This window comes from Okibacterium sp. AC114 (genome assembly GCF_979253355.1).
Genome location: NZ_CEEDBR010000001.1, coordinates 1,185,313 through 1,210,916 on the forward strand (window position 1 = coordinate 1,185,313; position 25,604 = coordinate 1,210,916).

At 68.5% G+C, this 25,604-nt stretch carries 21 protein-coding genes and 1 tRNA gene; all 22 read left to right on the plus strand.

Annotated features, from left to right (window positions below; genetic code table 11):
* Positions 1–56 precede the first annotated feature (56 nt).
* The 22 genes from ACZ6IE_RS05725 (at position 57) to ACZ6IE_RS05830 (ending at position 25,546) form a co-directional block, all read left to right on the plus strand.
* On the plus strand, positions 57–1,115 hold the full coding sequence (locus tag ACZ6IE_RS05725; RefSeq protein ID WP_464607156.1) for a 3-isopropylmalate dehydrogenase: 1,059 nt from the start codon (positions 57–59) through the stop codon (positions 1,113–1,115).
* A gap of 82 nt (positions 1,116–1,197) precedes the next feature.
* Complete coding sequence (locus tag ACZ6IE_RS05730; RefSeq protein WP_464607157.1) at positions 1,198–2,307, plus strand: branched-chain amino acid aminotransferase; 1,110 nt, start codon at positions 1,198–1,200, stop codon at positions 2,305–2,307.
* A gap of 53 nt (positions 2,308–2,360) precedes the next feature.
* Entirely contained in the window at positions 2,361–3,119 is a 759-nt protein-coding gene (locus tag ACZ6IE_RS05735; protein ID WP_464607158.1) for a fumarylacetoacetate hydrolase family protein, read from the plus strand.
* Between the two features lie 39 nt (positions 3,120–3,158).
* Positions 3,159–4,679 carry a glutamate--tRNA ligase gene (gltX, locus tag ACZ6IE_RS05740; RefSeq protein WP_464607159.1) on the plus strand — a complete coding sequence of 507 codons (1,521 nt, stop codon included), beginning with the start codon at positions 3,159–3,161 and terminating at the stop codon, positions 4,677–4,679.
* Entirely contained in the window at positions 4,676–5,680 is a 1,005-nt protein-coding gene (locus ACZ6IE_RS05745) for an NAD(P)/FAD-dependent oxidoreductase (RefSeq protein WP_464607160.1), read from the plus strand. The genes gltX and ACZ6IE_RS05745 overlap by 4 nt, the downstream gene beginning before the upstream one ends.
* A 72-nt stretch (positions 5,681–5,752) precedes the next feature.
* Positions 5,753–5,824: transfer RNA gene (locus tag ACZ6IE_RS05750), tRNA-Gln, on the plus strand.
* 228 nt (positions 5,825–6,052) lie between these two features.
* Positions 6,053–8,200 carry a glycoside hydrolase family 127 protein gene (locus ACZ6IE_RS05755; protein ID WP_464607161.1) on the plus strand — a complete coding sequence of 716 codons (2,148 nt, stop codon included), beginning with the start codon at positions 6,053–6,055 and terminating at the stop codon, positions 8,198–8,200.
* A 6-nt stretch (positions 8,201–8,206) separates the two neighbouring features.
* Positions 8,207–9,904, plus strand: a complete 1,698-nt coding sequence (locus ACZ6IE_RS05760) for an ABC transporter substrate-binding protein (RefSeq protein ID WP_464607162.1) — start codon at positions 8,207–8,209, stop codon at positions 9,902–9,904.
* An 89-nt stretch (positions 9,905–9,993) separates the two neighbouring features.
* Complete coding sequence (locus ACZ6IE_RS05765; protein WP_077053469.1) at positions 9,994–10,953, plus strand: ABC transporter permease; 960 nt, start codon at positions 9,994–9,996, stop codon at positions 10,951–10,953.
* Complete coding sequence (locus tag ACZ6IE_RS05770) at positions 10,953–11,948, plus strand: ABC transporter permease (RefSeq protein WP_445997439.1); 996 nt, start codon at positions 10,953–10,955, stop codon at positions 11,946–11,948. Before ACZ6IE_RS05765 ends, ACZ6IE_RS05770 begins: the two co-directional genes overlap by 1 nt.
* Entirely contained in the window at positions 11,945–12,850 is a 906-nt protein-coding gene (locus ACZ6IE_RS05775; protein WP_464607163.1) for an ABC transporter ATP-binding protein, read from the plus strand. The genes ACZ6IE_RS05770 and ACZ6IE_RS05775 overlap by 4 nt, the downstream gene beginning before the upstream one ends.
* On the plus strand, positions 12,847–13,698 hold the full coding sequence (locus ACZ6IE_RS05780) for an ABC transporter ATP-binding protein (RefSeq protein WP_464607164.1): 852 nt from the start codon (positions 12,847–12,849) through the stop codon (positions 13,696–13,698). The genes ACZ6IE_RS05775 and ACZ6IE_RS05780 overlap by 4 nt, the downstream gene beginning before the upstream one ends.
* Before the next feature lie 4 nt (positions 13,699–13,702).
* Complete coding sequence (locus ACZ6IE_RS05785) at positions 13,703–15,172, plus strand: alpha/beta fold hydrolase (protein WP_464607165.1); 1,470 nt, start codon at positions 13,703–13,705, stop codon at positions 15,170–15,172.
* Entirely contained in the window at positions 15,169–16,737 is a 1,569-nt protein-coding gene (locus tag ACZ6IE_RS05790; RefSeq protein WP_464607166.1) for an aminopeptidase P family protein, read from the plus strand. Before ACZ6IE_RS05785 ends, ACZ6IE_RS05790 begins: the two co-directional genes overlap by 4 nt.
* Positions 16,738–16,752: 15 nt before the next feature.
* On the plus strand, positions 16,753–17,445 hold the full coding sequence (locus ACZ6IE_RS05795; protein ID WP_464607167.1) for a GntR family transcriptional regulator: 693 nt from the start codon (positions 16,753–16,755) through the stop codon (positions 17,443–17,445).
* Positions 17,446–17,571: 126 nt separating this feature from the next.
* Complete coding sequence (locus ACZ6IE_RS05800; RefSeq protein WP_464607168.1) at positions 17,572–18,756, plus strand: NAD(P)/FAD-dependent oxidoreductase; 1,185 nt, start codon at positions 17,572–17,574, stop codon at positions 18,754–18,756.
* Positions 18,756–19,079, plus strand: coding sequence for a (2Fe-2S)-binding protein (locus ACZ6IE_RS05805; RefSeq protein WP_464608589.1), 324 nt, complete (start codon positions 18,756–18,758; stop codon positions 19,077–19,079). Before ACZ6IE_RS05800 ends, ACZ6IE_RS05805 begins: the two co-directional genes overlap by 1 nt.
* Positions 19,076–20,779, plus strand: coding sequence for an FAD/NAD(P)-dependent oxidoreductase (locus tag ACZ6IE_RS05810; protein WP_464607169.1), 1,704 nt, complete (start codon positions 19,076–19,078; stop codon positions 20,777–20,779). The genes ACZ6IE_RS05805 and ACZ6IE_RS05810 overlap by 4 nt, the downstream gene beginning before the upstream one ends.
* Before the next feature lie 84 nt (positions 20,780–20,863).
* Positions 20,864–21,781 carry a dihydrodipicolinate synthase family protein gene (locus tag ACZ6IE_RS05815; protein ID WP_077053461.1) on the plus strand — a complete coding sequence of 306 codons (918 nt, stop codon included), beginning with the start codon at positions 20,864–20,866 and terminating at the stop codon, positions 21,779–21,781.
* A 46-nt stretch (positions 21,782–21,827) separates the two neighbouring features.
* Positions 21,828–22,829, plus strand: a complete 1,002-nt coding sequence (locus tag ACZ6IE_RS05820) for a proline racemase family protein (protein ID WP_464607170.1) — start codon at positions 21,828–21,830, stop codon at positions 22,827–22,829.
* Between the two features lie 257 nt (positions 22,830–23,086).
* Positions 23,087–24,676 carry an aldehyde dehydrogenase (NADP(+)) gene (locus ACZ6IE_RS05825; protein ID WP_464607171.1) on the plus strand — a complete coding sequence of 530 codons (1,590 nt, stop codon included), beginning with the start codon at positions 23,087–23,089 and terminating at the stop codon, positions 24,674–24,676.
* A gap of 180 nt (positions 24,677–24,856) precedes the next feature.
* The gene (locus ACZ6IE_RS05830; protein WP_464607172.1) at positions 24,857–25,546 is read left to right on the plus strand and encodes a hypothetical protein; all 690 of its coding nucleotides are present in this window, start codon (positions 24,857–24,859) and stop codon (positions 25,544–25,546) included.
* The last annotated feature ends 58 nt before the right edge of the window (positions 25,547–25,604 follow it).

A 25,604-nucleotide genomic window follows, 5' to 3' on the forward strand; every position in this document is an offset into this window, starting at 1 on the left:
CCGCCCGAACCGCGGCGATAGGCTGAGAGCACTCAACTTCTGAAGGCAGGAGCCCCATGTCGCGCACCGTTTCACTCGCAGTCATCCCCGGTGATGGCATTGGCCCCGAGGTCGTCGGCGAGGCGATCAAGGTGCTCGAAGCGGTGACGGCGTCGGGTGAGGTCGTGTTCGAGCAGACCCACTATTCGCTGGGCGCCGGTCGTTTTCTCGAGACGGGCGATGTGCTCACCGATGACGATCTCGCGGCCATCGCGGCGCACGACGCCATTCTTCTCGGCGCTGTCGGTGGCACGCCGGGCGACCCGCGGCTGGCGGGCGCCAACATCGAGCGCGGGCTGCTGCTCAAACTGCGGTTCAGCCTCGACCACTACGTCAACCTGCGGCCCACCAAGATCTACCCGGGCGTCAAGAGCCCGTTGGCCGAGCACGGAGACGTCGACTTCGTGGTCGTGCGCGAGGGCACGGAGGGTCCCTACGTCGGCAACGGCGGTGCGATCCGCCAGGGCACGCCCGCCGAGATCGCCAACGAGGTCTCGGTCAACACGGCCTACGGCGTCGAGCGCGTCGTGCGCTACGCCTTCGGGGCAGCGGCGGCCCGTCGCTCCAAACTCACGCTCGTGCACAAGACCAACGTCCTCACCTTCGCGGGTGGACTGTGGAAGCGCGTCGTCGACGAGGTCGCAGCCGAATACCCGGCGGTCTCGGTCGACTACCTGCACGTCGATGCCGCCACGATCTTCCTCGTCACCGACCCTGCTAGGTTTGACGTCATCGTCACGGACAACCTCTTCGGCGACATTCTCACCGACCTCGCGGGCGCAATCTCGGGCGGTATCGGTCTGGCGGCCTCCGGCAACATCAACCCGGGTGGCAGCTTCCCCAGCATGTTCGAGCCGGTTCACGGGTCCGCTCCTGACATCGCCGGGCAACAGAAGGCCGACCCCACGGCCGCGATCCTGTCGGTCGCCCTCCTGCTCGAGCACCTCGGGCTCGCCGACGAGGCGCGACTCGTGAACGAGGCCGTCACGGCCGACATCGCCGACCGCGGCGCCGAGAGCCGCACCACCGCTGAGGTCGGCGACGCCATCGTCGGGCGTCTCGCTTCCGTCAGCTAACCGTCGGCAACCGATTCTTCGGGCTCTGCCCGCACCTATTGATCTCGGGCCCCCGCCCCGACCGATCCCCAGAGGACACATCATGACCACCGCAGAAACCACGTTCCCCCTCAGCTTCACCCACCACCCCTCGAGTGCCGCCCGCGCCGAGGCCGAGCGCGAGGTCATCCTCGCCGACCCCGGTTTCGGCAAGCACTTCACCGACCACATGGTGCAGATCGACTGGGACATCGAGACCGGCTGGCACGACGCCCGCGTCACGCCCTACGGTCCACTCATGCTCGACCCCGCGGCATCCGTTCTGCACTACGCGCAGGAGATCTTCGAGGGTCTGAAGGCCTACCGCCACGCCGACGGTTCCATCTACACGTTCCGACCCGAGAAGAACGCCGAGCGCCTGCAGCGTTCGGCCCGCCGCCTCGCCCTGCCCGAGCTCGGCGTCGACGACTTCGTCGAGTCGATCAAGCAGCTCATCGCCGCCGACGGCCAGTGGGTGCCCGACGCTCCCGAGACGAGCCTCTACCTGCGCCCGTTCATGATCGCCAACGAGTCCTTCCTCGGCGTGCGCAGCGCGCAGAAGGTCGGCTACTACGTCATCGCCAGCCCCGCCGGCGCCTATTTCACAGGCGGCGTGAAGCCCGTGTCGATCTGGTTGTCCACCGAGTACTCGCGCGCCGGCAAGGGTGGAACGGGTGCAGCCAAGTGCGGTGGCAACTACGCGTCGTCGCTGCTGCCCCAGGCCGAGGCTTACGAGAACGGCTGCGCGCAGGTGCTCTTCCTCGACAGCGAAGAGGGCAAATACGTCGACGAGCTCGGTGGCATGAACGTGTTCTTCGTCTACAAGGACGGCACGCTCGTCACGCCCGCTCTCACAGGCTCGATCCTCGAAGGCATCACGCGCGACAGCATCATCCAGCTCGCGAAAGACCGTGGCCACACGGTCGAGGAGCGTCGCTTCTCGCTCGAAGAATGGAAGCGCGACTCCGAAGCCGGCGAGATCGTCGAGGTGTTCGCGTGCGGCACGGCCGCCGTGGTCACCCCCATCGCCCAGCTGAAGACGCCCGACTTCACCATCGGCGACGCCGAGGCGCCCGCGGGAGAGCTGACGATGGCCATCCGCCAGGAGCTCACCGACATCCAGTACGGCCGCCTGCCCGACCGCCACGGCTGGCTCACGCGCCTCGACGCCTGAGCCGCGCGTTCGGCCACTCACCCTCTTACGACACAACCACGAGGAGAACTTTCGTGAAGATCGCACGTTTCAGCCACAACGGCAGCATCAACTTCGGCATCGTCGACGAATCCGACATCGTCGTGCTCGCCGGCGACCCCATGTTCGCTGGCTTCGACACGACGGGGGAGCGCGTGCCGCTCGCCGACGCCGTGCTGTTGGCCCCGGTCATCCCGCGCTCGAAGGTCGTCGCGGTGGGTAAGAACTACCACGACCACGCCAAGGAGATGGGCGGAGAAGCCCCCGAGGCGCCGCTGCTGTTCCTCAAGCCCAACACGTCGGTCATCGGCACCAACGACCGCATCGTGCTGCCGCCGCAGTCGAAGCAGGTGGAGCACGAGGGTGAGCTGGCGATCGTCATCGGCAGCGTGGCGAAGAACGTGAAGCACGCCGACGCCGCCGATGTGATCTTCGGTTACACGATCGCCAACGACGTCACGGCACGCGACCTGCAGAAGGCCGACGGCCAGTGGGCACGCGCCAAGGGGTTCGACACGTTCTGCCCCGTCGGCCCCATTATCGAAACCGAGTTCGCGCTCGGCGGTGCCACCATCACCACCCGTGTGAACGGCGATGTGCGTCAGCAGGCTCCGCTCTCCGACATGATCCACTCGGTCGCCGACATCATCGAATACGCGTCCGCCGTGTTCACGCTCCTGCCGGGCGACATCATCCTCACGGGCACGCCTGCGGGCGTCGGGCCGATCGTCGCGGGCGACCGCGTCGACGTCGAGGTCACGGGCATCGGCACGCTGTCCAACCCGGTCGCCTGACCGGCTGACGACCAGCCCGGCCCGGTAGGATTGGCGACGATGTCTGACACCACTATGCACCCCGTGACCACCGCCTCAGGCGCCGACGTTCGCGTCCGGTTCTGCCCCTCGCCGACCGGCACCCCGCACGTCGGCCTCGTGCGCACAGCCCTCTTCAACTGGGCCTACGCGCGCCACACGGGCGGCAAGCTCGTCTTCCGCATCGAAGACACCGATCAGGCGCGCGACAGCGAAGAAAGCTACGGCCAGATCGTCGACGCGCTGCGCTGGTTGAAGCTCGACTGGGACGAGGGCATCGACGTGGGCGGCCCGCACGGCCCCTACCGTCAGTCCGAGCGCACCGACATCTACCTCGAGGTCATCGAGAAGCTGAAGGCCTCCGGTCACGTCTACGAGTCCTACTCCAACGCCGAAGAGATCGACGCGCGCAACGAGGCCAACGGCCGCGCCAAGCAGCTCGGCTACGACAACTTCGATCGCGACCTCACCGAGGCCGAGCGCGCCGAGTTCCGTGCCGAGGGCCGCGAGCCCGCGCTGCGACTGCGCGTGCCCGACACCGACCTGTCGTTCGACGACCTCGTGCGCGGCGAGATCACCTTCCCCGCCGGGTCGTTCACCGACTTCGTCGTCGTGCGCCCCAACGGCCACCCGCTCTACACGCTCGTCAACCCGGTCGACGACGCGCTCATGGGCATCACGCACGTGCTGCGCGGCGAAGACCTGCTGTCGTCGACACCGCGCCAGATCGCGCTCTACCACGCGCTCATCGACATCGGAGTGGCCGCCGCCATCCCGCGCTTCGGGCACCTGCCCTACGTGATGGGCGAGGGCAACAAGAAGCTCTCGAAGCGCGACCCCGAGTCCAACCTGTTCCACCATCGCGACCGCGGGTTCATCCCCGAGGGCCTCATCAACTACCTGGCGCTGCTCGGCTGGTCGCTCACCGGTGACCGCGACGTGTTCAGCATCGACGAGATGGTGGCCGCGTTCGACGTCGTCGACGTGCTCCCCAACCCCGCCCGCTTCGACCTGAAGAAGGCCGAATCGATCAACGGCGACCACATCCGCCAGCTCGACGTCGACGATTTCGCCGAGCGCACCGTGCCCTACCTCGTCGAGGCCGACCTCGTGAACGTGCCCCTGGGCGATCGCGAGAAGCACATCCTCGACCAGGCCGCGCCGCTCATCCAGGAGCGCATCGGCCTGCTCGGCGAGGCCCCCGGCATGCTGGGCTTCCTCTACACCAAGACCTCCGATCTCGTCATCGAAGCCGACGCGGCCAAGAGCTTGCCCGTCAACACGGGCGAGGTGCTGCAGGCCGCCATTGGCGCACTCCAGGGCATCGACGCCGCCGACTGGGCCACCGAGCGCCTGCAGAGCGTGCTCGCCGGTGCGCTCATCGAGGGTCTCGAGCTGAAGCCGCGCATCGCCTACGGTCCGCTGCGCGTCGCCATCTCGGGCCGCCGCGTCTCGCCGCCGCTGTTCGAATCGATGGAGATCCTCGGCAAGGAAGACACGCTCGCCCGGTTGGAGGCGCTGGCCGCCTCGCACGCGTCATGAGTGACGCTGGCGCAACCCCGGCCGCTGCCTCAGACGAAGCCGCGGCCGTGAACGATCCGGCGTTGCGAATTGTCGACGGCGAGCCCGACTACGACGTCGTCGTCATCGGGGGAGGCCCGGCCGGTCTGTCCGCGGCGCTGAACCTCGTTCGTGCCCGCAAGCGGACGCTCGTCCTCGACAGCAACCGTCCGCGGCACTCGGCCACGCTCGTCTCGCACGGCTTCCTCACTCGCGACGGCGTCTCGCCGCTCGACCTGCGCCAGCTCGCCCGCGACGAAGTCTCGGAATACGACGAAGCCGAGATCCAGTTCGCGCTCGTGTCGAGCGTCGAACAAGAGGGCGAACACTTCCGCGTGCGGGCATCCGGAGTGCGGGGCAGCGCCGACCGCGACGTCACCGCCCGCCGCGTCGTCGTCACGGCGGGCCTCGCCGAGACGCTGCCGCGCATCCAGGGCATCCGCTCCTACTACGGCACCGCGTTGCACAGCTGCCTCGAATGCGACGGCTACGACAAGCGCGACCAGCCGCTCGCGATGATCGGCGAAACCGACGACCTCGCCGAACGCGCGCTGCTCCTCACGAGCTGGAGCGACACCGTCACGGCCTTCACCAACGGATCGGATGTCGCGCTGAGCGTCGTCGGCGAAGAAACCCTGCGCGCGGCCGGTGTCGCGGTCGAGCGCCGACCCATCGCCGAGATCACGGGCGACCGCACCGGCATGACGGGCATCACGCTCGACGACGGCACCGCGCTCGACATCCGCGCCGGCTTCATCCGCCCCGTGTGGACGGCGCCGCTCGACTACCTCGCAGCCCTGCCGCTCGACCGCGACGACGACGGCCTCGTGCGCATCGACAGTGTCGGCCGCACCTCGCTCCCGGGTGTGTACGCCGCCGGAGACATCACCCCGCCCGGCCCGCAGCAGCTCATCGTGGCGGCTGGCGCTGGGGCAAAAGTCTCGGCTGCGATCCTGGCGGACGCGGTTCACGCAAAACGGTAGCGCGTCAGTTTGGTGTCGGCCGGTTCCCTAGGGTAAAGTCGATACTCGTGCCGAGGAGTTATCCAAGGCCCGTGGGGTATGGTGTAATTGGCAACACGACTGATTCTGGTTCAGTTGTTCTTGGTTCGAGTCCAGGTACCCCAGCAGTAAAAGCCTCCGCTTCGGCGGGGGCTTTTTTGTTGCCCAAAGGCACCCCCCATGAAGTGGCTAGCCACTGACCGGGCGCCGAGGCAGCTCTGTTGCCGTTGCGTTAAGGGTTTGTTTCGGGGCCCAAAAACCCGTTTCAGCGAGGGTAATGTGTCACCCACTACCGAACGCGAGGAACTGGGGTACAGTAATGTGTCACACGGTACAGAAAGGCCTGACCTGGATATGACTGACAATGTTGTCGTCGAAACACCCGGCGCGAGCGATGCATCTGAGCGTCCCAGCGGGGTGCGGGGCGTGAGTGCGGTGCTGACGAAGCGCGGCGCGCGGCGGCCGTTGGGAACCGCGAACGTGCGGCTCGGCGGCGAGGGGCTGTGGGGCGTGTGGCAGGAAAGGAACCGCAGCCGCACCATCCATCACACCATTCGTGAGGTTCGGGCGGCAGGAAACCTCGACAATCTGCGGGCCGTTGCTCAGCCCGGATCGCCCGTGGCCATCGAGCGCGAGGCCCAGGGCGCCGCGCCGACCGAGTATCGCGGGCGCTACCCGTTCCTCGACACCGACGTGTTCAAGACGCTCGAGGGCATCGCCTACGAGATCGGCCGCGGCGAGGCCGACGCCGAAACGCGCGACTTCTTCGAGGAAGCCGTCACGCTGCTCGAATCGGCGCAGCAGGACGACGGCTACCTCAACTCCTACTTCCAGGCCGAGACCGTGGACAAGCAGCCGTGGGACGACCTGGCCTGGGGACACGAGCTCTACAACCTGGGGCACCTGATCCAGGCGGCGGTCGCGGCATCCCGACAGATGGGGGACCGGCGGCTGCTCGACATCGCGAGCCGGTTCGCCGATCTGGCGGTGCGGAAGCTCGGGCCCGACGGGCAGAACGCCGTGGACGGACATCCCGAGGCCGAGATGGCGCTCGTCGAGCTGTTCCGCGAGACCGGCAACCGCGACTACCTCACCTTGGCCGAGCTGCTGGTCGACCGGCGCGGGCACGGCACGGTGGAGCTGAGGGTGTTCCCGGCCGAATACTTCCAGGACAACGCGCCGTTCCGTGAGCTGGACTCGGTGACCGGGCACGCCGTGCGCATGGCCTACCTGGCCGCCGGGGCGACCGATGTGGCACTCGAGAACGGCGACGAAACGTTGCTCGAGGCATCTGAGCGCCTGTGGCGGGACATGAGCCGCACCAAGCTCTACATCACGGGCGGGCTCGGCAGCCGGCATTCCGACGAGGCCATCGGCGACCGGTTCGAGTTGCCGTCCGAGCGGTCCTACAGCGAGACCTGCGCCGCCATCGCCACCATGCAGTGGGCGTGGCGCCTGCACCTGGCCACGGGTGACGCGCACTACCTCGATGCCTTCGAGACCGTGCTCTACAACGCCTACGCCGCCGGGCTCTCGAGCGACGGTTGCGCCTTCTTCTACGACAACCCGCTGCAGCGCCGCCCCGACCACCAGCAGCGCACCGGCGCCGAACCGGACGGTGAGATCCTGCGCCGCGCCTGGTTCGTGTGCCCCTGCTGCCCGCCCAACATCGTGCGCTGGATGTCGGAGCTGCAAGATCACGTCGCCACCACCGGTGCGGGCGCCGACGGGAACACGCTGTTCATCGGCCAGTACACGACCGCGAGCATCGATTCGGATGGTCTGAGCCTCGACATGCAGACGGCGTACCCGTTCGAGGGCGACATCCGCTTGACCGTGACCGCGAGCGAGGATGCTCCACGAACCATCGCCCTGCGCGTGCCGGCATGGTGCCACTCGGCCACCGTCACGGTGAACGGCGAGACCATGCCCGCCGGGGCTGCGGCCGCCGACGGTTGGCTGCGCATCGAGCGCGAGTGGGCGGTCCGCGACACCGTCGAGCTGCACCTCGACATGCCCGTGCGGGCCCACGGTTCGCACCCGGCCGTCGACGGCACGCGGGGTGCGATCGCCATCGCGCGCGGCCCGCTCGTTTTTGCCGCCGAGCAGGAGGACAACGAAGCGCCGCTCGACGACATCGTCGTGAGCGTGGACGACGTGAGCCGGGCTCGGGTCGTGCCGACCGATCTGGAGGGTCACGCCGAGACTCGGGCGGTCGCCATCATCCTGCCCGCGACGATCGCCGCGACCCCTGCCTATTCCGAGCTTTATCCCGAGCTCACGTCCGGCCGCGCAGCATCTGCCGACACCGCCGCCACGTCGGGCCTCGCCGACACGACGGCCGGCGCCCGCGCCGCGAGGAACCCACCCGCCACCACCCCCGACGCGTCGCCCACCCAGCTGGCGCTCATCCCGTACTACCTCTGGGGCAACCGAGAACCGCTCACCATGCGGGTCTGGCTGCGCCGCGACATCCCTTCCGTTACCACCGAACGAAAGTAGACACCCATGAAGAAACGCTACGCAGCGGCCGGGCTCGCCCTCGCCGCCACCCTGGCGCTCACCGCATGCACGGGCGGAGGGGGCGCCTCCACCGGGGGCGGCTCAGGCGTCAGCGGTACGCCGAAAGAGGGCGGCACGCTCTACGTCCTCCAGAACGCCGACTTCTCGCACCTCGACCCGACCATGGGCTTCGACGGCGGCGTCAACAACTTTTACCGCTTGATCTACCGCCAGCTGACCACCACGGGCGTCGGCGAGGGCGCGAAGGGCACCGAGATCGTGCCCGACCTCGCCACCGACCTCGGCACGCCCAACGAGGACGCCACCGAGTGGACGTTCACGCTGAAGGACGGCGTCAAGTTCGAGGACGGCTCGCCCATCACCTCGGCCGACGTGAAGTTCGGCGTCGAGCGCTCGTTCGACCCGGCGCTGTCGATCGGTTCGCCCTACGCCAAACTGCTGCTCGCCGACACCGACGGCTACGAGGGCCCCTACATCACGGGCGACCTCGACTCGATCGTCACCCCCGACGACAAGACCATCACGTTCAAGCTGAACCGCCCGTTCGCCGACTTCCCGTCGGCCGCCGCGCAGAACGTGTTCACCCCGTTCCCCGCCGACGCCGACGTCACGACGACGTCGCTCGATCAGCAGCCCATCTCCTCCGGTCCCTACAAGGTGGCCAGCTACCAGCGCGGCTCGAAGCTCGTGCTCGAGCGCAACGAGAACTGGGACAAGAAGACCGACGACGTGCGCGCCGCCTACCCCGACGGTTTCGACTTCACGTTCGGGCTCGACGCCTCCACCATCGACGAGCGCATGATCGCCGGCCAGGGCAACGACAAGAATGCCATCGCCGGCACCGTTCAGGCCTCGTCGATCGCCCGCATCCAGACGCCCGCCCTGAAGGATCGCACCATCTCGGGCGTGCAGGGCTGCACCACCTACATGGGCCTCAACACGACGAAGCCGAACCTCGACAACCCGCTCGTGCGCCAGGCCATCAACTACGCCATCGACAAGCAGTCGGTGAAGGATGCCACGGGCGGCTCGCAGCTGGCCGAGGTCGCCACCACCATGCTGCCCCCGACGGTCGCCGGCCAGACCGACTTCGACCTGTACGCGTCGAAGGACTCGAAGGGTGACCCCGAGAAGGCCAAGGAATTGCTGGCCGAGGCCGGCCTTCCCGACGGATTCACGATAACCATGGACATCCGTTCGCAGCCGAAGATGCAGGCGCAGGCCGAAGCCGTGCAGCAGGCCCTCTCGAAGGCCGGCATCACGGTCGAGCTGAACCTGATCGACTCGGCGACCTACTACGAGGTCATCGGAACCACGTCGCAGCAGCACGACGCCGCCATCACCGGCTGGTGCCCCGACTGGGCGTCGGGTTCGACGTTCCTGCCGCCGCTGTTCGACGGTCGCCAGATCTATGAGAAGGGCAACTCGAACATCGCCCAGCTGAACGACGCCGATGTCAACGCCAAGATCGACGAGATCTACGCCATGACCGACGCCGACGAGGCCAACAAGGCCTGGGGTGCGCTCGACGAGCAGATCGCCGAACTGGCCCCGACCGTTCCGCTGCTGTTCGAGAAGGCCGTGATGGTCGTCGGCGAGGGTGTCGCCGGGGCTTACTCCGACGCCGCGTTCTCCGGTGGCATCGACTTCGTGTCGGTCGGTCTCTCCGACCCGAAGCAGTAATCATCACCCTCGGGGCCGGCCGGCCGAGCGCCTGGCCGGCCGACCCCGAGGACCTCACACTCCGACAGAAACTACGAAAGACGGTTCACATGTCGACAGTCCCGAGCGATCTCGCCGTCGAGGCGGGGGAGAAGGGCGGCCCCTCGACGGGCGGCGCCCCCACACCCGCCCGCCGCGTCATCCGCGAATTGCGCCGTTCCCCGGCGGTCGTGCTCTCCGTCTCGTTCCTCGCCTTCGTCGTGCTGCTCGCGGTCTTCGCGCCGTGGCTGTCCGCGATCACCGGGTGGGGCCCATACACGTTCGACTCGTCGGCCATCGACTCCGACCTCGGCGGCATCCCCAAGGGCGAGCTCGGCGGCATCAGCGCCCAGCACTGGTTCGGCGTCGAACCCCAGAACGGCCGCGACATCTTCGCGCGCATCGCCTATGGAGCCCAGGTCTCGCTGCTCATCGCCGCCTCGGCCACGGTCGTCACCACCACGGTCGGCGTCGTGCTCGGCATGCTGGCCGGCTACCACGGCGGCTGGGTCGACCAGGTCATCTCGCGCGTCATGGACTTCCTCATGGCCTTCCCGTCCCTCATCTTCATGATCGCCCTCCTCTCGGCGTTGCCCGCCGGCAACCGACCCGTCCTGCTCGTGCTGGTGCTGAGCATTTTCGGGTGGCCGTACACCGCTCGCGTCATCCGCGGTCAGACGATGTCGCTGCGCAACCGGGAATTCGTCGAGGCCGCTCAGGCGTCCGGCGCGTCGGGGGCCCGCATCGTGTTCCGCGAGATCCTGCCCAACCTGAGGGGAACGATCATCGTCATCGCCACACTGGCCGTGCCGGGCTACATCGGAACGGAAGCCGGCCTGTCGTTCCTCGGCGTCGGCGTCATCCCGCCCACGCCATCCTGGGGTCAGATGATCGCGACGTCGGTCGGCTGGTACACGGTCGACCCCATGTTCTTCGTGATCCCGGGCATGTTCCTGTTCCTCACCGTGCTGTCGTTCACCGTCTTCGGTGACCACCTGCGCAAAGCAATCGATGCGGGGGATGCTGCCTGATGGTGCTCTATCTCGTGCGGCGCGTGCTCGCCGCGATCGGCATTCTGTTGCTGATCAGCCTGTTCACCTACGTCATCTTCTTCGTGCTGTCGCCAGACCCGGCCGTGCAGATCTGCGGAAAGACCTGCACGCCCGAGCGCATCGACCAGATCCGCGAGAACCTCGGACTCAACCAGCCGTTCTGGGCGCAGTATTGGCAGTTCCTGCAGGGGCTGTTCGTCGGCCGCACCTATGGCGAGGGCGCCTCGGCGATCTCGTGCGCGGCCCCGTGCCTCGGCTACAGCTTCCAGACCAACGAGTCCGTGCTCAACATGATCACGAGCCGCCTGCCCGTCTCGGCCACCGTCGCCATCGGCGCCGCCATCCTGTGGCTGCTCGTGGGCGTCTCGGGCGGCCTCTTGAGCGCCGTCAAGCAGGGCACCTGGTGGGACCGCGGCGCCATGATGGTCGCGCTCGCCGGCATCAGCCTGCCGAACTACTTCGTGGCCCTCATCCTGCAATACGTGCTCGTGGTCCAACTGCAGATCCTGCCGTTCCCGACAGCCGTGGCATTCGGCGACGATCCCGGCTTGTGGTTCGCGTCTTACCTGATGCCGTGGATGGTTCTGGCCCTCGCCTATGCGTCGATGTACGCCCGCCTCGTGCGCGCCAATGTCATCGACACCCTCGGCGAGAACTTCATGCGCACGGCCCGCGCCAAGGGCCTGCCGACCGGACTCATCCTGCGCCGTCACGCTCTGCGCCCGTCGCTGACCCCCGTGGTCACGCTGTTCGGCATGGACTTCGCCGGGTTGCTCGGCGGCGCGCTCATCACCGAGACGGTCTTCGGCCTGAACGGTGTGGGCAAGCTCGCGGCCGACTCGATCTCGAAGAACGATCAGCCGGTCATCCTGGGCGTCACGCTGCTGGCCGCCGCCTTCGTGGTGGTGGGCAACGTGGTCGTCGACCTCGCCTACACGGCGCTCGACCCCCGAGTGAGGATCAAATCACGATGAGCGAACACATCGAGAAAACGCCGACCGGGTCCTTCCGAGCTCGGCGGCGCCAGGCGGATGCCGCACCCTCCGACGCCCCGCTGCTGTCAGTCCGCGACCTCACCGTCACGTTCCCGACCTCGTCGGGCAACACGGATGTCGTCAAGAAGATCTCGTTCCAGGTGGAACGCAACCGCACGGTCGGCATCGTCGGCGAATCGGGGTCGGGCAAGTCGATGACCTCGCTCGCGATCATGGGCCTGCTGCCGTCGAACGGCGTGACGCAGGGCAGCATCGCGATCGGCGGCCGAGAACTGCTCGGTTTGCCGGAGCGGGAGTACCGCAAGATCCGCGGCGAGCGCATGGCCATGGTCTTCCAGGACCCGCTGTCCTCGCTCAACCCCTATTACACGGTGGGGCTGCAGATCGAGGAGGCGTATCGCACGCACCGCGGCGGCACCCGCAAGGCCGCCCGTCAGGTGGTCGTCGAGGCGCTCGAACGCGTGCAGATCAAGGATGCGGCGCGACGCGTCGACCACTACCCCCACCAGTTCTCGGGCGGTATGCGCCAGCGCATCATGATCGCCATGGCGCTGTGCCTCGAACCCGATCTGCTCATCGCCGACGAACCGACCACGGCGCTCGACGTGACCGTGCAGGCGCAGATCCTCAGCCTGCTGAAGACGCTGCAGAAGGAGACCGGAATGGGCATGGTGTTCATCACCCACGACCTCGCCGTCGTGAGCCAGGTGGCCGACGACGTGTTGGTCATGCGAAACGGCGACCCCGTGGAATTCGGCACGGCCGAGGAGATCTTCTCGAACCCGCGCGACCCCTACACGCGGGCGCTGCTCGACGCGTTGCCGCGCATCGACGATCCGTTCGAAGAGCTGGGCGTCGCCCGGGACGGGGGCCTCCGATGAGCGAGACACCGCTGCTCGAGGCCCGCGGGCTGACGAAGGAGTTCACCACCCGGGGCGACGGCGCCTTCATCGCCGGCAAGCGCACGTTCGTGGCCGTCGACGACGTCTCGTTCGAGGTGCCGGCGCGTAAGACGCTCGCGATCGTGGGCGAGTCGGGGTCGGGAAAGTCGACGACCGCTCGCATGGCCGCCAAACTGCTCGACATCACGCGCGGTTCGCTGCTCTTCGAAGGCGAGGATGTATCGCGCGCCAAGGGTGCGGCCCTCAAGTCCTTCCGCAGCGATGTGCAGGTCGTCTTCCAAGACCCGTTCTCCTCGCTCAACCCGCGGCACACCGTGGAGAAGCTCATCACGGCGCCGCTCGTGTACCAGGGCGTCAAAGCGCCCCAGGGTTACACCAAGCTCGCGCGCGACCTCATGGACCGCGTGGGCCTCAACCCCGATCACGTGCAGCGCTACCCGGGCCAGTTCTCGGGCGGGCAGGCTCAGCGCATCGGCATCGCCCGCGCGCTCGCCGTGAACCCCAAGATCGTGGTGTGCGACGAGGCCGTCTCGGCGCTCGACGTGTCCGTGCAGGCCAAGGTGATCACGCTGCTGCGCGACCTGCAATCCGAACTCGGGCTCAGCTACATCTTCATCGCGCACGACCTCGCCGTCGTGCGGCAGATCGCCGACAGTGTGGCCGTCATGACGCAGGGCAAGATCGTCGAACAGGGCGACCGCGAGCAGATCTTCGACAATCCCCAACACGAATACACCAAAGATCTGCTGCGCGCGGTTCCGACGATCGACCCCGAGTGGGAGCGTCGCCGCGCCGAGATGATCCTGGCCGAAGAACTGGCAGAGTGAGACGATGACGACCAGCGCAGCCGGCTCGACCGGCACCTCGACGAGCTACCTGATTCCCGGCATCCGGATCACCGATCATGCCGTGCCCGTTCCTCTCGACTGGCGGGCGGATGCGGCGGGCCACACGGGCGGCGAGACGATCACGCTCTTCGCCCGCGAGCTCGTCGACCCCGTGCGGCAGCGCGAGGACCTGCCCGTGCTCGTCTACCTGCAGGGCGGGCCCGGGGGGAAAGGCCCCCGGCCGACGGGACCCGACGGCTGGATCGGCGAGGCCCTGAAGTCCTACCGCGTGCTGCTGCTCGACCAGCGCGGCACGGGGCGCAGCACACGCATCGAGGGCGGCATCCTGCGCGCCCGCGGCACGGCCGAGCAACAGGCCGCCTACCTCTCGATGTTCCGCGCCGATTCCATCGTGAAAGACGCCGAACACCTGCGTCAGACGCTCTATGGCGGACGGCGCTGGCAGACGCTCGGCCAGAGCTACGGCGGATTCCTCACGCTCACCTACCTGTCGCAGGCGCCGCAGGGCCTGAGCGCCAGCCATGTGACCGGCGGGCTCGCGAGCATCCGCCCCGATGCGCGCGAGGTGTATCGCCGCACCTACCCGCGCGTTGTGGCCAAGAACGCCGAGTTCTACGAGCGCTACCCGCACGACGTCGACCGGATCGCGCGCATTGCCGACCGCCTGTCGAGCGGCGATGTGAGGCTGCCCGACGGCGATGTGCTGACCGTCCGGCGCTTCCAGAGCCTCGGCATCGACTTCGGTATGAAGCCCGGCTACGAGCGCATGCACTGGCTCGTCGACGAGGCGCTCGACGACCGCACCGAGACGGGGCTCACCGAGACGTTCCTGGCGCAGGTGCTGGCGCGGTCCTCGTATGACGACAACCCGCTGTTCGCGGCCCTGCAAGAGAGCATCTATGGGCAGGCTTCGTCCGGGGCGACGGGCTGGGCCGCTCAGGCCGAGCGCGACTCGCGACCCGAGTTCGCCGAAACGGCCAGGCCGCTCACCTTCACGGGGGAGATGATGTACCCCTGGATGTTCGACGAGATCCGCGCACTGCGCCCCTTCGCCGACGCCGTGAACCTGCTGGCCGAGCGCACCGATTGGGAACCGCTCTACGACCTCGACCGGCTGGCCGCCAACGAGGTTCCGCTCGCCGCCGCCGTGTATTACGACGATATGTATGTCGACGCGGGGCTGCAGCTCGAAACCGTGGCGCACGTCGGCAACGCGCACGCCTGGGTGACCAACGAATACGAGCACGACGGCATCGGTTCGCCGCGCGTGTTCCCGCGGTTGCGGCAGATGATCGCCGAACGGGGTGGGGCGCTCGCCGAGGAGGCGACGTCCGAGACGATGGCGCGCGTCGTGGGCACAGTGACCGTGACGGATGCGGCGGAACCGACAACCGCGGCAACATCGACAGCATCGGCAACAACTGCGACGGCGACAAACGAGGAGACGCGATGAGCGACGATACGACAACCGATGAAACGACAACCGACGAAACGACAACCGACGAGACGGCGATCGATGCGACGGTATCGGCCGGGCAGGCCCCCGCCGAGGCATCCGCGAGCGCGTCGTCGATGCCGGCCCCGGCGACCAAGGATCCGCGCCTGCCGCGTCTCACCCAGGTTGCGGCCTTCCGTGACTTCATGGCCACGGGCTGGGGCACCCCCGACCGCACGCCGCCGACCGTCGACGGCGTGGCCACCGCATCGGCCCAGCACCGCGAACGCTTGTCGGGCGCCTTCCCGGGCCGCACGCTCGTGGTCGCCGCGGGACGCGCGCCCGTACGCAGCAACGACGCCTATTACGAGTTCCGCCCCGACAGCAACTTCTACTGGCTCACGGGATGCACGGCCGAGGATGCCGTCGTCGTGCTGTTCGCGCGGGGGAGCGGCCACGACGCGGTCCTCTATGTTCCCGCCCCGGCCTACCCCGGCGAGACCGGCTTCTTCGCGGACGCCGCGCACGGCGAACTGTGGGTGGGCTCGGCTCCCGGCTTCGGCGACTGGGCCGAGGCGCTCCAGGTGACCGTGCGCGATCTCGCGTTACTCGACTCCGACCTGGCCGGCGAACGCGACGTTCTTGCCACCCTGGCGGGCAGCCACGTGCACGAGGCGCTGACGGGGGTGGCGGCATCCGCGGCCCTCTGGCAGACGCTGTCCGAGCTGCGCATGATCAAAGACGATTGGGAGCTCGGCCAACTGCGCCACGCCATCGACGCCACGGTCGGCGGTTTCGAGGCCGTCATCGGGCAGTTCGACCAGGCCATAGCGGGCGGCGGCGAACGCTGGCTGCAGGGCACGTTCGACCGCCACGCGCGCACGCACGGTAACGGCGTGGGCTATTCGACCATCGTGGGCTCGGGTGCGCACGCCCCGACGCTGCACTGGGTGCGCTGCGACGGCGACGTGAACGAGGGCGAAGCCATCTTGCTGGACATGGGCGTCGAGGCGCGCTCCTTCTATACGGCGGATGTCACGCGCACGTTCCCCGTCTCGGGCACATGGAGCACCGAACAGCGCGCCGTGCACGACCTGGTCGAACGCTCGCACCGCGCGGGTCTCGCCGCCGTCGGCCCCGGACGAGCCTGGACGGACTTCCACACGGCCGCCATGGAGGTCATCGCGCAGGGCCTCGACGACTGGGGCCTCCTGCCCGTGTCGGTCGACGAGGCGCTGAGCGCCGAGGGTCAGCAGCACCGCCGTTATCTGGTCTGCGGCATCGGCCACCATCTGGGTCTCGACGTGCACGACTGCGCCAAATCGAGCTACGAGGCCTACCAGGGTTCGACGATGCAGGCCGGCATGGTGCTGACCGTCGAGCCCGGGCTCTACTTCCATTCGTTCGACGAGACCGTACCCCCCGAATTGCGGGGCATCGGCGTGCGCCTCGAGGACGATATTCTCGTAACACCGTCGGGCTCCGACGTCTTGTCGGAGGCGCTTCCCATCGACGCGTCCGGAATCGAAGAATGGATGCGTCGGCACCGCGCCGCCCCGACCGGCTCCCGCACGGCGGGCTGAGAGGGGATACGCACCGTGACCATCACGTCGCTCCACCGAGCTGAGCAGCCGGCGAGCCTGCGCGCGCAGGTCGAGAAAACGCTGTCGGCCGCCATCATCTCGGGCGAATTGGCCCCGGGCACGCTCGTGTCCGTGCCGACGCTGGCCGTGCAGTTCCGCGTGTCGGCGACGCCCGTGCGCGAGGCCATGCTCGATCTCGAGAAGCGTGGTTTCGTCGAGTCGGTGCGCAATAAGGGGTTCCGGGTCACGGCCGTGAGCGACGAGCACCTGCGCCAGATCGTCGAGGTGAGGCAGCTGCTCGAGCCGCCCGCCATGGAGGAGCTGGCCCGTCGCGGTTTCGCCGACGAGTCTCGCGAGCACGCGGCGCGCGCCGATGCCATCGTCGCGGGTGCGCAGACCGGTGATCTCAAGGCCTACCTCGAGGCCGACCAGGTGTTCCATCGCGAGTTGACGGCCCTGCTCGGCAATCCGCTGCTCACCGAGATGGTGTCCGACCTGCGCAGCCGCACGCGGCTCGTGGGCCTGGCGGCCATGCTCGAGAGCGATCGACTGAGCGAATCGGCCGCCGAACATCACGAATTGCTCGGCTATCTCGTGGCCGGCGACGCCGAATCCGCGGGCGCGCTCATGCATCGGCACATCCATCACGCGCTCGGCTGGTGGTCGGGCCGGGCCGAGACCGTCGAGGACGACCTCGCGGTCTTGTAACGCGCGCGTTACACCTCGGGGTCATTCCGGTGAAAACCGGTGCACACGGAGTAAATGTGTGACATATTACTGAGAGACACGGACACAGCTACAGCTACGGATCGGCCGGACGAAGGGGGCGGAACCATGACAACGGACGTCATCATCGTCGGCGCCGGCATCGTCGGTGCCGCAACGGCCCGCTCCCTCGCCCGCCGGGGCCTCTCGGTGCTCGTGCTCGACCGCGCGGCCGCGGCCAGCGGAACGAGTGCCGCCGGGGAAGGCAACCTGCTGCTCTCGGACAAGGGCGCCGGGCCCGAACTGGTCCTCGCCCAATACGCCTCGTCGCTCTGGCCGACCGTGGCAGCGCAACTCGCCGATGAACTCGGCCCCGACTTCCCCTCGATCGAATTCGAGCGCAAGGGCGGCCTCGTCGTCGCCACCACCCAGGAGGGTGCGGCGCCCCTCGAAGATTTCGCCCGCGGACAGGTCACGGCGGGCGTCGACGCGCGCATCATCCCGCTCGAGGATGCCTTCACGCTCGAGCCCTCGCTGAACCGCGGCATCACGGCCGCGGTGTTCTACCCCGAAGACGCCCAGGTGCAACCCGTCACGGCAACCGAGGCGCTCCTCGCCTCGGCGCGCCTCGCGGGAGCCGATGTGCGACCGGGCGTCAGCGTCACGGGCGCCGTGCGGGGGAGCGACGGCCGTCTCATCGGTGTCGAGACGTCGGCCGGGCGTTTCGACGCCCACGCCGTCATCGTGGCCTCGGGCCCCTGGTCGGGCGAGGTCGCCAAGCGTTTGGGTGCGCCGCTGCCTGTTCGCCCCCGACGCGGCATGGTGCTCGTGACGACCCGCATGCCGCACCGCGTCTTCCACAAGGTCTACGACGGCGACTACTTCGGCGCCACGCAATCGAGCGATGCGGCCCTGCAAACCTCCAGCGTCGTCGAATCGACGGCGGCCGGCACGGTGCTGATCGGGTCGAGCCGCGAGCAGATCGGCTTCGACGACAGCCTGCGCGTGAATGTCTTGGCCGAGGTCGCCGCGAAGGCCCTGCGACTCTTCCCGTTCCTCGAGACGGCCAGCGCCATGCGGGCCTACGGCGGGTTCCGTCCGTTCATGCCCGACCACCTGCCGCTCGTCGGCGCCGACCACCGGCTGCCCGGGTTGTGGCACGCCACGGGACACGAGGGCGCGGGCATCGGGCTGTCGCTCGCCACCGGAGAACTCCTGGCAGACCAACTGTCGGGCGCCGCGACATCCATCGATGCCGCGCCGTTCCAGGTGTCCCGGCCGAGCCTGGCCCCGTTCCTCGAGGAGGTGGCGTGATGGCCGCGCGCATGATCCGGGCATCGAACGACCCCGTGCAACCACTTAGCGCCGACCGCATCGGGCTCACGCTCGACGGCACGCCGCACGAGGGACTGCGCGGGCAGACGATCGCCGGGGTCCTGCTGGCCGAGGGCGTGCTGTCGTGGCGGCGCACGAGCGTGGGCGATTCGCCGCGCGGCGTGTTCTGCGGCATCGGCGTGTGCTTCGACTGCATCGTCGAGGTCAACGGGGTGCGCGACATCCGGGCCTGCCAGCGGCGTGCACAGGACGGCGACGTGGTGCGCACGCAACACGATGAACTTCCCGAGGTGACGTCATGACGGATGCTCGACACGTGCTCGTCGTCGGTGCCGGCCCGGCCGGTCTCGCGGCCGCAGAATCCGCGCTAGCCGCGGGGGCCCGGGTGACGCTTCTCGACGCCTCGGACGAATTGGGCGGACAGTATTGGCGGCACCTGCCGGCGGCTCGTCCGGCGGCCCACGAGGAGCGGCTGCACCACGGGTGGCAGGGGTTTTTGCGGCGCCGGAGCGTGTTGGCGCAGCATCCCGACTGCACGATCGTGACAGAGGCTCAGGTGTGGGCGCTCGAGACCGGTGATGCCGCCGGCCGGAGTCCCGTGACCGTGCATGTGCTCGTCGGCCCGCCCGACGGAACCGACCGCACGCCCCAGACCTACCGCCCCGACGCCCTCGTGCTCGCGACGGGTGCCCACGACCGCACGCTGCCGTTCCCCGGCTGGCAGCTGCCCGGCGTCTATTCGGCCGGCGCCGCCCAGGCCCTCGCCAAGGGGGAGCGCGTCTCGATCGGCGACCGCGTCGTCATCGCCGGGGCCGGGCCGTTCCTGCTGCCCGTGGCCAAATCGCTCACGCAGACGGGTGCGAGGGTCGTCGGCGTCTTCGAAGCGTCGACCCCGGCTCGCCTCCTGCATGGTTGGTCGTCGAAACCCCTCGAGCTCCTCGGTGCCCGCGGCAAGGCCCCCGAGCTCGTCGACTACGCGCTCGGTCACCTGCGCCACCGAATTCCGTACCGCACCGGCTGGGCCGTCGTCGAGGCGCACGGCACCGACCGCGTCGAAAGCGTCACCGTGCAGAAGGTGGATGCCTCGTGGGCCCCCATCCCCGGAACGCGTCGTCGCATGGCCGCCGATGCGGTCGCCGTCAGCCACGGTTTCACGCCGCGCCTCGAACTCGCGATCGCCGCGGGCTGCGACATCACCTCTGACCGTTTCGTGCGCGTCGACGACGTCGGCCGCACGAGCATTCCTGGCGTCTTCGCCGCGGGTGAGATCACGAGCATCGGCGGAGCCGACGCCGCGCTGGCCGAGGGCAGCGTGGCGGGACATGTGGCGGCGGGCGGTGATCCGGCCGACGTGTCGCTGCGCGCCGATCGCCGCCGCCGTCGCACCTTCACCGCGTTCGCCGCGCGCCTCGAGCGCGCGCACGGCATCCGCGCCGGGTGGACCGGCTGGTTGCGCGACGACACCATCGCGTGCCGCTGCGAGGAGGTGTCGTGCGGAACCATCCGCTCGACCGTGCGCCGCACGGCACAGACGGGCGTGCGCTCGGTGAAGCTGACCACGCGGGCCGGCCTCGGCATCTGCCAGGCGCGCATCTGCGGGCGCACGGTCGAGGAGCTCATCCGCACGGCCGAGCACGACGCCGCGCCGGCTTCGGCTTCGGCATCCGCGAACGGTTCGGTGTCGATGACCGTTTCGACGACGGCCTCGGCGAAACACCCGGCCGTCACAGCCGACGCCTCTTTGTCGGCGCCCGGCGACTCCGGCACCGACCCCGTCCGTCCCCCCGTGAGCACCGATCGGCGACCCATCGTGTCGCCCGTTCGGCTCGGCGAATTGGCGGGGCTTGCGGCATCCGCCCGGCCATCGCTCGGCGCCGTCGACCTCGGCGGCTCGACAGATGACCGCGATGCCGCTGTCGTCTCTGCCGCGCCCGATTTTCTCGACCCGCCCGACCCCCTCGACCTCCCCGATGCGCGACCCGCGCGATCGGCCGAAGACTGACCGCGGCCACCCCGCGCCCGTCGCAACCACCTCCCACACCCACGAAACGTTTTTCACACTCACCCTCGGAAGGAAACAGCCACCATGGCCAAGAACCCCCTCAATCTCGGCGGCGTCATCGTCGCGACGACGCTCGCCTTCAAACCCGACGACAACGCCCCGGCCGGGCTCGCCGTCGACTACGACAAGTTCGCGGCGCACTGCAACTGGCTCATCGAGAACGGATGCCGCGGCGTCGGCCCCAACGGATCGCTCGGCGAATACTCGTCCCTCACCGATGAAGAGCGTCGCACGGTCATCCAGGTCGCCGTCGACACCGTTGGCGACCGCGGCCTCGTCGTCGCCGGCGTGCACGGTGTCGGCTGGCACCAGGCCCGCCACTGGGCCGAACTGGCCGCCGAGGACGGTGCCGACGGCGTGCTGCTCTTGCCGCCCACCATCTACCGCGCCAACCGCTCTGAGGTCATCGAGCACTACACGAAGGTCAACGAGGTCGGCCTGCCGATCATGGCCTACAACAACCCCATCGACACCAAGGTCGACCTGACGCCCGATCTGTTGGCCGAGCTCTCGTCGCTCGAGAACCTCGTCGCCGTGAAGGAATTCTCGACGGACATCCGCCGCGTGCTCGAGATCCAGGACAAGACCGACCTCGACGTCATCGCCGGCGCCGACGACCTGCTGTTCGAGTCGCTGGTCGCGGGCGCCACGGGCTGGTTCGCCGGCTACCCGAACGCGTTCCCGCGCGAGGCCGTCGAGCTCTACACGCTCGTCACCACGGGCAAGATCGACGAGGCGCGCACGCTCTACCGCGAGCTGGTCCCCGTCTTCGGCTGGGACTCGAAGACCGAGTTCGTGCAGGCCATCAAGCTGTCGATCGATGTCGCCGGCGAGAGCTACGGTGGACCCACGCGCCCGCCGCGCGGACCGCTCAGCGCCGAGAACGCCGAGCGGGTCACGCACGAGACGCGTCGCGCCCTCGACTACCTGGCCACGCGCTAGCACTCGGCAATCCGTTCAACCGTTCGTTCACTCTGAGGAGCATCACGTGAGATCGTCTCGGGTCATCCAGGCCGTCGACTCCCACACCGAGGGCATGCCCACGCGTGTCGTCACCGGGGGAGTGGGGGTGATCCCGGGCGCGACCATGAACGAGAAACGGCTGCACTTCATCGAGCATCTCGACGATCTGCGCCTGTTCCTCATGAACGAGCCGCGCGGGCACTCGGCCATGTCGGGCGCCATCCTGCAGCCGTCCACGCGGGATGACTGCGACTGGGGCGTCGTCTACATCGAGGTGTCGGGGTGCCTGCCCATGTGCGGTCATGGCACCATCGGTGTGGCGACGGTCCTGGTCGAAACCGGTATGGTGCCCGTGCAAGAACCCGTGACGACGATCCGGCTCGATACGCCGGCCGGTGTCGTCGTCGCCCGGGTGGCGGTCTCCGACGGCCACGCCGATTCGGTCACGCTCGAGAACGTGCCGAGCTATGTCGAACGGCTCGACCAGGTCATCGAGGTGCCGGGTCTCGGCGCGGTGCCCTACAGCATCGCGTTCGGCGGCAACTTCTACGCCATGGTCGACCTCGATGCCGTCGGGTTGCCGTTCGACCGCTCACGCCAGCACGACATCCTCGACGCGGGGCTCGCGATCATGGCGGCCATCAACGAACAGGCGCCGCCCCGGCATCCGACCATCGACGGGGTCGACCACTGCCACCACGTGGAGTTCATCGCGCCCGGTTCGACGGCCGAGCTGTCGCGCCACGCCATGGCCATCTACCCGGGTTGGTTCGATCGCTCCCCGTGCGGCACCGGCACGTCGGCGCGCATGGCCGAACTTTGGGCGCGCGGCGAGCTGCCCCTCGACACCGACTTCGTGAATGAATCGTTCATCGGCAGCCGTTTCGTCGGCCGCCTGATCGCCGAAACGACCGTCGAGGGTGTGCCCGCGGTCATCCCGACCATCACGGGTCGCGCCTGGGTGACGGGGATGGCGCAATACCTCCTCGACCCGAGCGACCCCTTCCCCACGGGCTTCCAGCTCTAACGACCCGGCGCAGCTTGCCGGGCACCGCGGCCCGCCGCCGTCATGACCGCCCGCTGCCGTCACCGCCGCCGCCGCCGTCACCACCGCCCGGCGCCACCGCCGCCGCCTGCCGACACCACCCCTCGCAGGTGGCCGATGCACCGACGAAGCGCCCGACATCGACACGATTTCGCGAATATCGATCCTCCAGATGAACTATTCCCGTTGGAATATTCCATCTGGAATAGTTCAGCAGGAATAGCTCACAGGAGAAAAAGATGACGCATAGCCCTCTCGACACCACTCCCGACGGCCCCGAGGCCGGGTCCGCAGACGCCGCGACGCGGGCGACCGAGGAGCAGAGAGTCGTCACGAGCGCCGCCGACGCGGCAGCGCGCGCTCACGCCGCCTCGACACCCTTCGCCCTCACCGACCGCGGGGCCCGCGCCGACGCGCTCGTCGCCGTGGCCGATGCGCTCGCGTCAGACGCCGACACGCTCGTGCCTGTAGGCATGCGCGAAACCGGCCTGGCCGAGGCGCGACTGCGGGGCGAACTCAACCGCACGGTCGTGCAACTGCGCCTCTTCGCCGACACCGTGCGCGCGGGCGACTACCTCGACGTGCGCATCGATGAGGCCGACCCCGGGTTCGCTCTGGGTGCCCGACCCGATCTGCGCCGCTACCTCGTGCCCGTCGGACCCGTCGTCAACTTCGCCGCCAGCAACTTCCCGTTCGCCTTCTCGGTGGCGGGTGGTGACACGGCTGCAGCGTTGGCTGCCGGTTGCCCCGTGATCCTCAAGGCGCACCCCGGACATCCGGAACTCTCGCGCCTCACGGCCCAGGTCGTCTTGCGCGCGCTCACCGAGGCGGGCATGCCCGACGGCACCTTCCAGCTCATCGAGGGTCAGGATGCCGGCATCGAGGCCCTGCGCGACCCCCGCGTCGCCGCCGGATCGTTCACCGGATCGCTGAACGCCGGCCGCGCCCTCGCCGATATCGCCGCCTCGCGCCCCGCGCCCATCCCCTTCTTCGGCGAGCTCGGCAGCGTCAACCCGGTGTTCGTCACGGCCGATGGTCTCGTTTCGGCCGGGGGTGCGGATGCCCTCGCCGCCGGTTTCGTCGCGAGCGTCTCGGGTTCGGCCGGCCAGCTCTGCACCAAACCGGGCTTCCTCTTCGTGCCCACCGGCACCCTGGCGCAGCTCGACGCTCCGATTCGTGAGGCCGCCGAAGCTGTAGCCGCCCACCGCCTGCTCTACCCCAAGATCACGTCGGGCTACGTGGAGCGCCGCGACACGATCCTCGGCGTCGACGGCGTGCGCGCCATCGCCTCGGGCACGGTGGAGGTCGACGACGACGGCCACGGCTGGGTCACGCCCACGATCGTCTCGGTCGATCTCGACACGCTGAGGTCGGCGGGGGAGGACCTGCTCGACGAGGCCTTCGGCCCGCTCTCCATCGTCGTCGAATACGACCCGACCACGACCGATCTGGCTGGCCTCGTGCCCGACCTGTTCCCGGGCTCGCTCACGGCGACGGTCTATGCGGGTGACGCCGAGCAGACGCCCGACCTCGACCGCCTCGTCTTCGCCCTCAGCCGTCACGCCGGGCGCGTGCTGTTCGGCGGCTGGCCCACCGGTGTTGCCGTCACCCCGGCCATGCAACACGGAGGCCCGTGGCCCGCGACGACCAACGACTCGTCGACCTCGGTCGGCACGGCGGCGCTGCTCCGCTTCCTGCGACCGGTCGCGTTCCAGAGCGCCCCCGACCGGATGCTGCCGCCCGAGTTGCGCGACGGCAACCCGTCTTCGGTGCCCCGCGCCACGGCCCCCGCCGGCGAGTCGGCCTCCTGGGGTTCCACCAGCGTCTGAGCCCAACCGCACGCCAAAAAGTCTCCAACTCCCGCCTGTTTCCGGGGGTTGGAGACTTTTTTGCGCGGTAGACCAATCCGTTCAGGGGCGGGTGCCGAACCCCTATCAACACCCCGCACGACAGGCACATCACACAGGCATTCCGCCCACAGCCCCACACACGAACAAAGGATTGACACCATGCGTAAGTACATGAAGACCACACTCGGAGTTGCTGCTGCTGGCGCTCTCGCTTTCTCTCTGGCCGCGTGCTCGACCGGTGGCACGACCACCGAGTCCAGCTCTTCGCCTTCGTCCAGCTCCTCGTCGTCGGCTGACGCGACGCCCACTCCGGTTGCGTCGATCCCCGACCTCTCGAAGGGTGTCGACACGCAGGTCGCCGTCGACGCGTCGTTCGTCGATGCTCTGACCTCGCTGGGTCTGACTCCCGGCACCGTTGGAACGGCCACGTTCACCGATGGCACGTTCTCGTTCCCGATCACGGGTGGCAACGTCGACTACTACGACCCCGAAGAGGACTACCGTCCCTACGTTCAGGGCACCATCGACCACGAGGGTTCCGGCCTGTCGTTGACCGCCGGCGCGAAGGTCGTCGAGCTCAGCAACTTCGTGATCGACCCGGGCACCTCGAAGCTCATGGGTGACGTGTCCGTCGATGGAACCGTTGCTGTTGAAGACGCCGTCCTGTTCGACCTGCACGGTGGCACGCTGAAGCCGCTCCAGATGGATGGCGACAACGCGATCCTCGAGGGCACCACGGTCCACATCTCTGATGACGCTGCTGCGCTTCTGAACGAGACCTTCGGCACCGACAAGGTCGCCGGCGGAATGCTCGTCGGTGTCGCCAAGATCACCGTCGCCACCAAGTAATTCCCCCTCCCCGCCAGGGAGCACCGCCCCGCGGTGAGTAAGACGAAAGGGCCCGTTC

Excerpts from the sequence above, each read along its gene's own strand:
- ACZ6IE_RS05725 (WP_464607156.1), top strand. The coding sequence starts at position 57 with ATGTCGCGCACCGTTTCACTCGCAGTCATCCCCGGTGATGGCATTGGC.
- ACZ6IE_RS05730 (WP_464607157.1), top strand. The coding sequence starts at position 1,198 with ATGACCACCGCAGAAACCACGTTCCCCCTCAGCTTCACCCACCACCCC.
- gltX (WP_464607159.1), top strand. The coding sequence starts at position 3,159 with ATGTCTGACACCACTATGCACCCCGTGACCACCGCCTCAGGCGCCGAC.
- ACZ6IE_RS05745 (WP_464607160.1), top strand. The coding sequence starts at position 4,676 with ATGAGTGACGCTGGCGCAACCCCGGCCGCTGCCTCAGACGAAGCCGCG.
- ACZ6IE_RS05755 (WP_464607161.1), top strand. The coding sequence starts at position 6,053 with ATGACTGACAATGTTGTCGTCGAAACACCCGGCGCGAGCGATGCATCT.
- ACZ6IE_RS05760 (WP_464607162.1), top strand. The coding sequence starts at position 8,207 with ATGAAGAAACGCTACGCAGCGGCCGGGCTCGCCCTCGCCGCCACCCTG.
- ACZ6IE_RS05765 (WP_077053469.1), top strand. The coding sequence starts at position 9,994 with ATGTCGACAGTCCCGAGCGATCTCGCCGTCGAGGCGGGGGAGAAGGGC.
- ACZ6IE_RS05770 (WP_445997439.1), top strand. The coding sequence starts at position 10,953 with ATGGTGCTCTATCTCGTGCGGCGCGTGCTCGCCGCGATCGGCATTCTG.
- ACZ6IE_RS05775 (WP_464607163.1), top strand. The coding sequence starts at position 11,945 with ATGAGCGAACACATCGAGAAAACGCCGACCGGGTCCTTCCGAGCTCGG.
- ACZ6IE_RS05780 (WP_464607164.1), top strand. The coding sequence starts at position 12,847 with ATGAGCGAGACACCGCTGCTCGAGGCCCGCGGGCTGACGAAGGAGTTC.
- ACZ6IE_RS05785 (WP_464607165.1), top strand. The coding sequence starts at position 13,703 with ATGACGACCAGCGCAGCCGGCTCGACCGGCACCTCGACGAGCTACCTG.
- ACZ6IE_RS05790 (WP_464607166.1), top strand. The coding sequence starts at position 15,169 with ATGAGCGACGATACGACAACCGATGAAACGACAACCGACGAAACGACA.
- ACZ6IE_RS05800 (WP_464607168.1), top strand. The coding sequence starts at position 17,572 with ATGACAACGGACGTCATCATCGTCGGCGCCGGCATCGTCGGTGCCGCA.
- ACZ6IE_RS05805 (WP_464608589.1), top strand. The coding sequence starts at position 18,756 with ATGGCCGCGCGCATGATCCGGGCATCGAACGACCCCGTGCAACCACTT.
- ACZ6IE_RS05810 (WP_464607169.1), top strand. The coding sequence starts at position 19,076 with ATGACGGATGCTCGACACGTGCTCGTCGTCGGTGCCGGCCCGGCCGGT.
- ACZ6IE_RS05815 (WP_077053461.1), top strand. The coding sequence starts at position 20,864 with ATGGCCAAGAACCCCCTCAATCTCGGCGGCGTCATCGTCGCGACGACG.
- ACZ6IE_RS05825 (WP_464607171.1), top strand. The coding sequence starts at position 23,087 with ATGACGCATAGCCCTCTCGACACCACTCCCGACGGCCCCGAGGCCGGG.
- ACZ6IE_RS05830 (WP_464607172.1), top strand. The coding sequence starts at position 24,857 with ATGCGTAAGTACATGAAGACCACACTCGGAGTTGCTGCTGCTGGCGCT.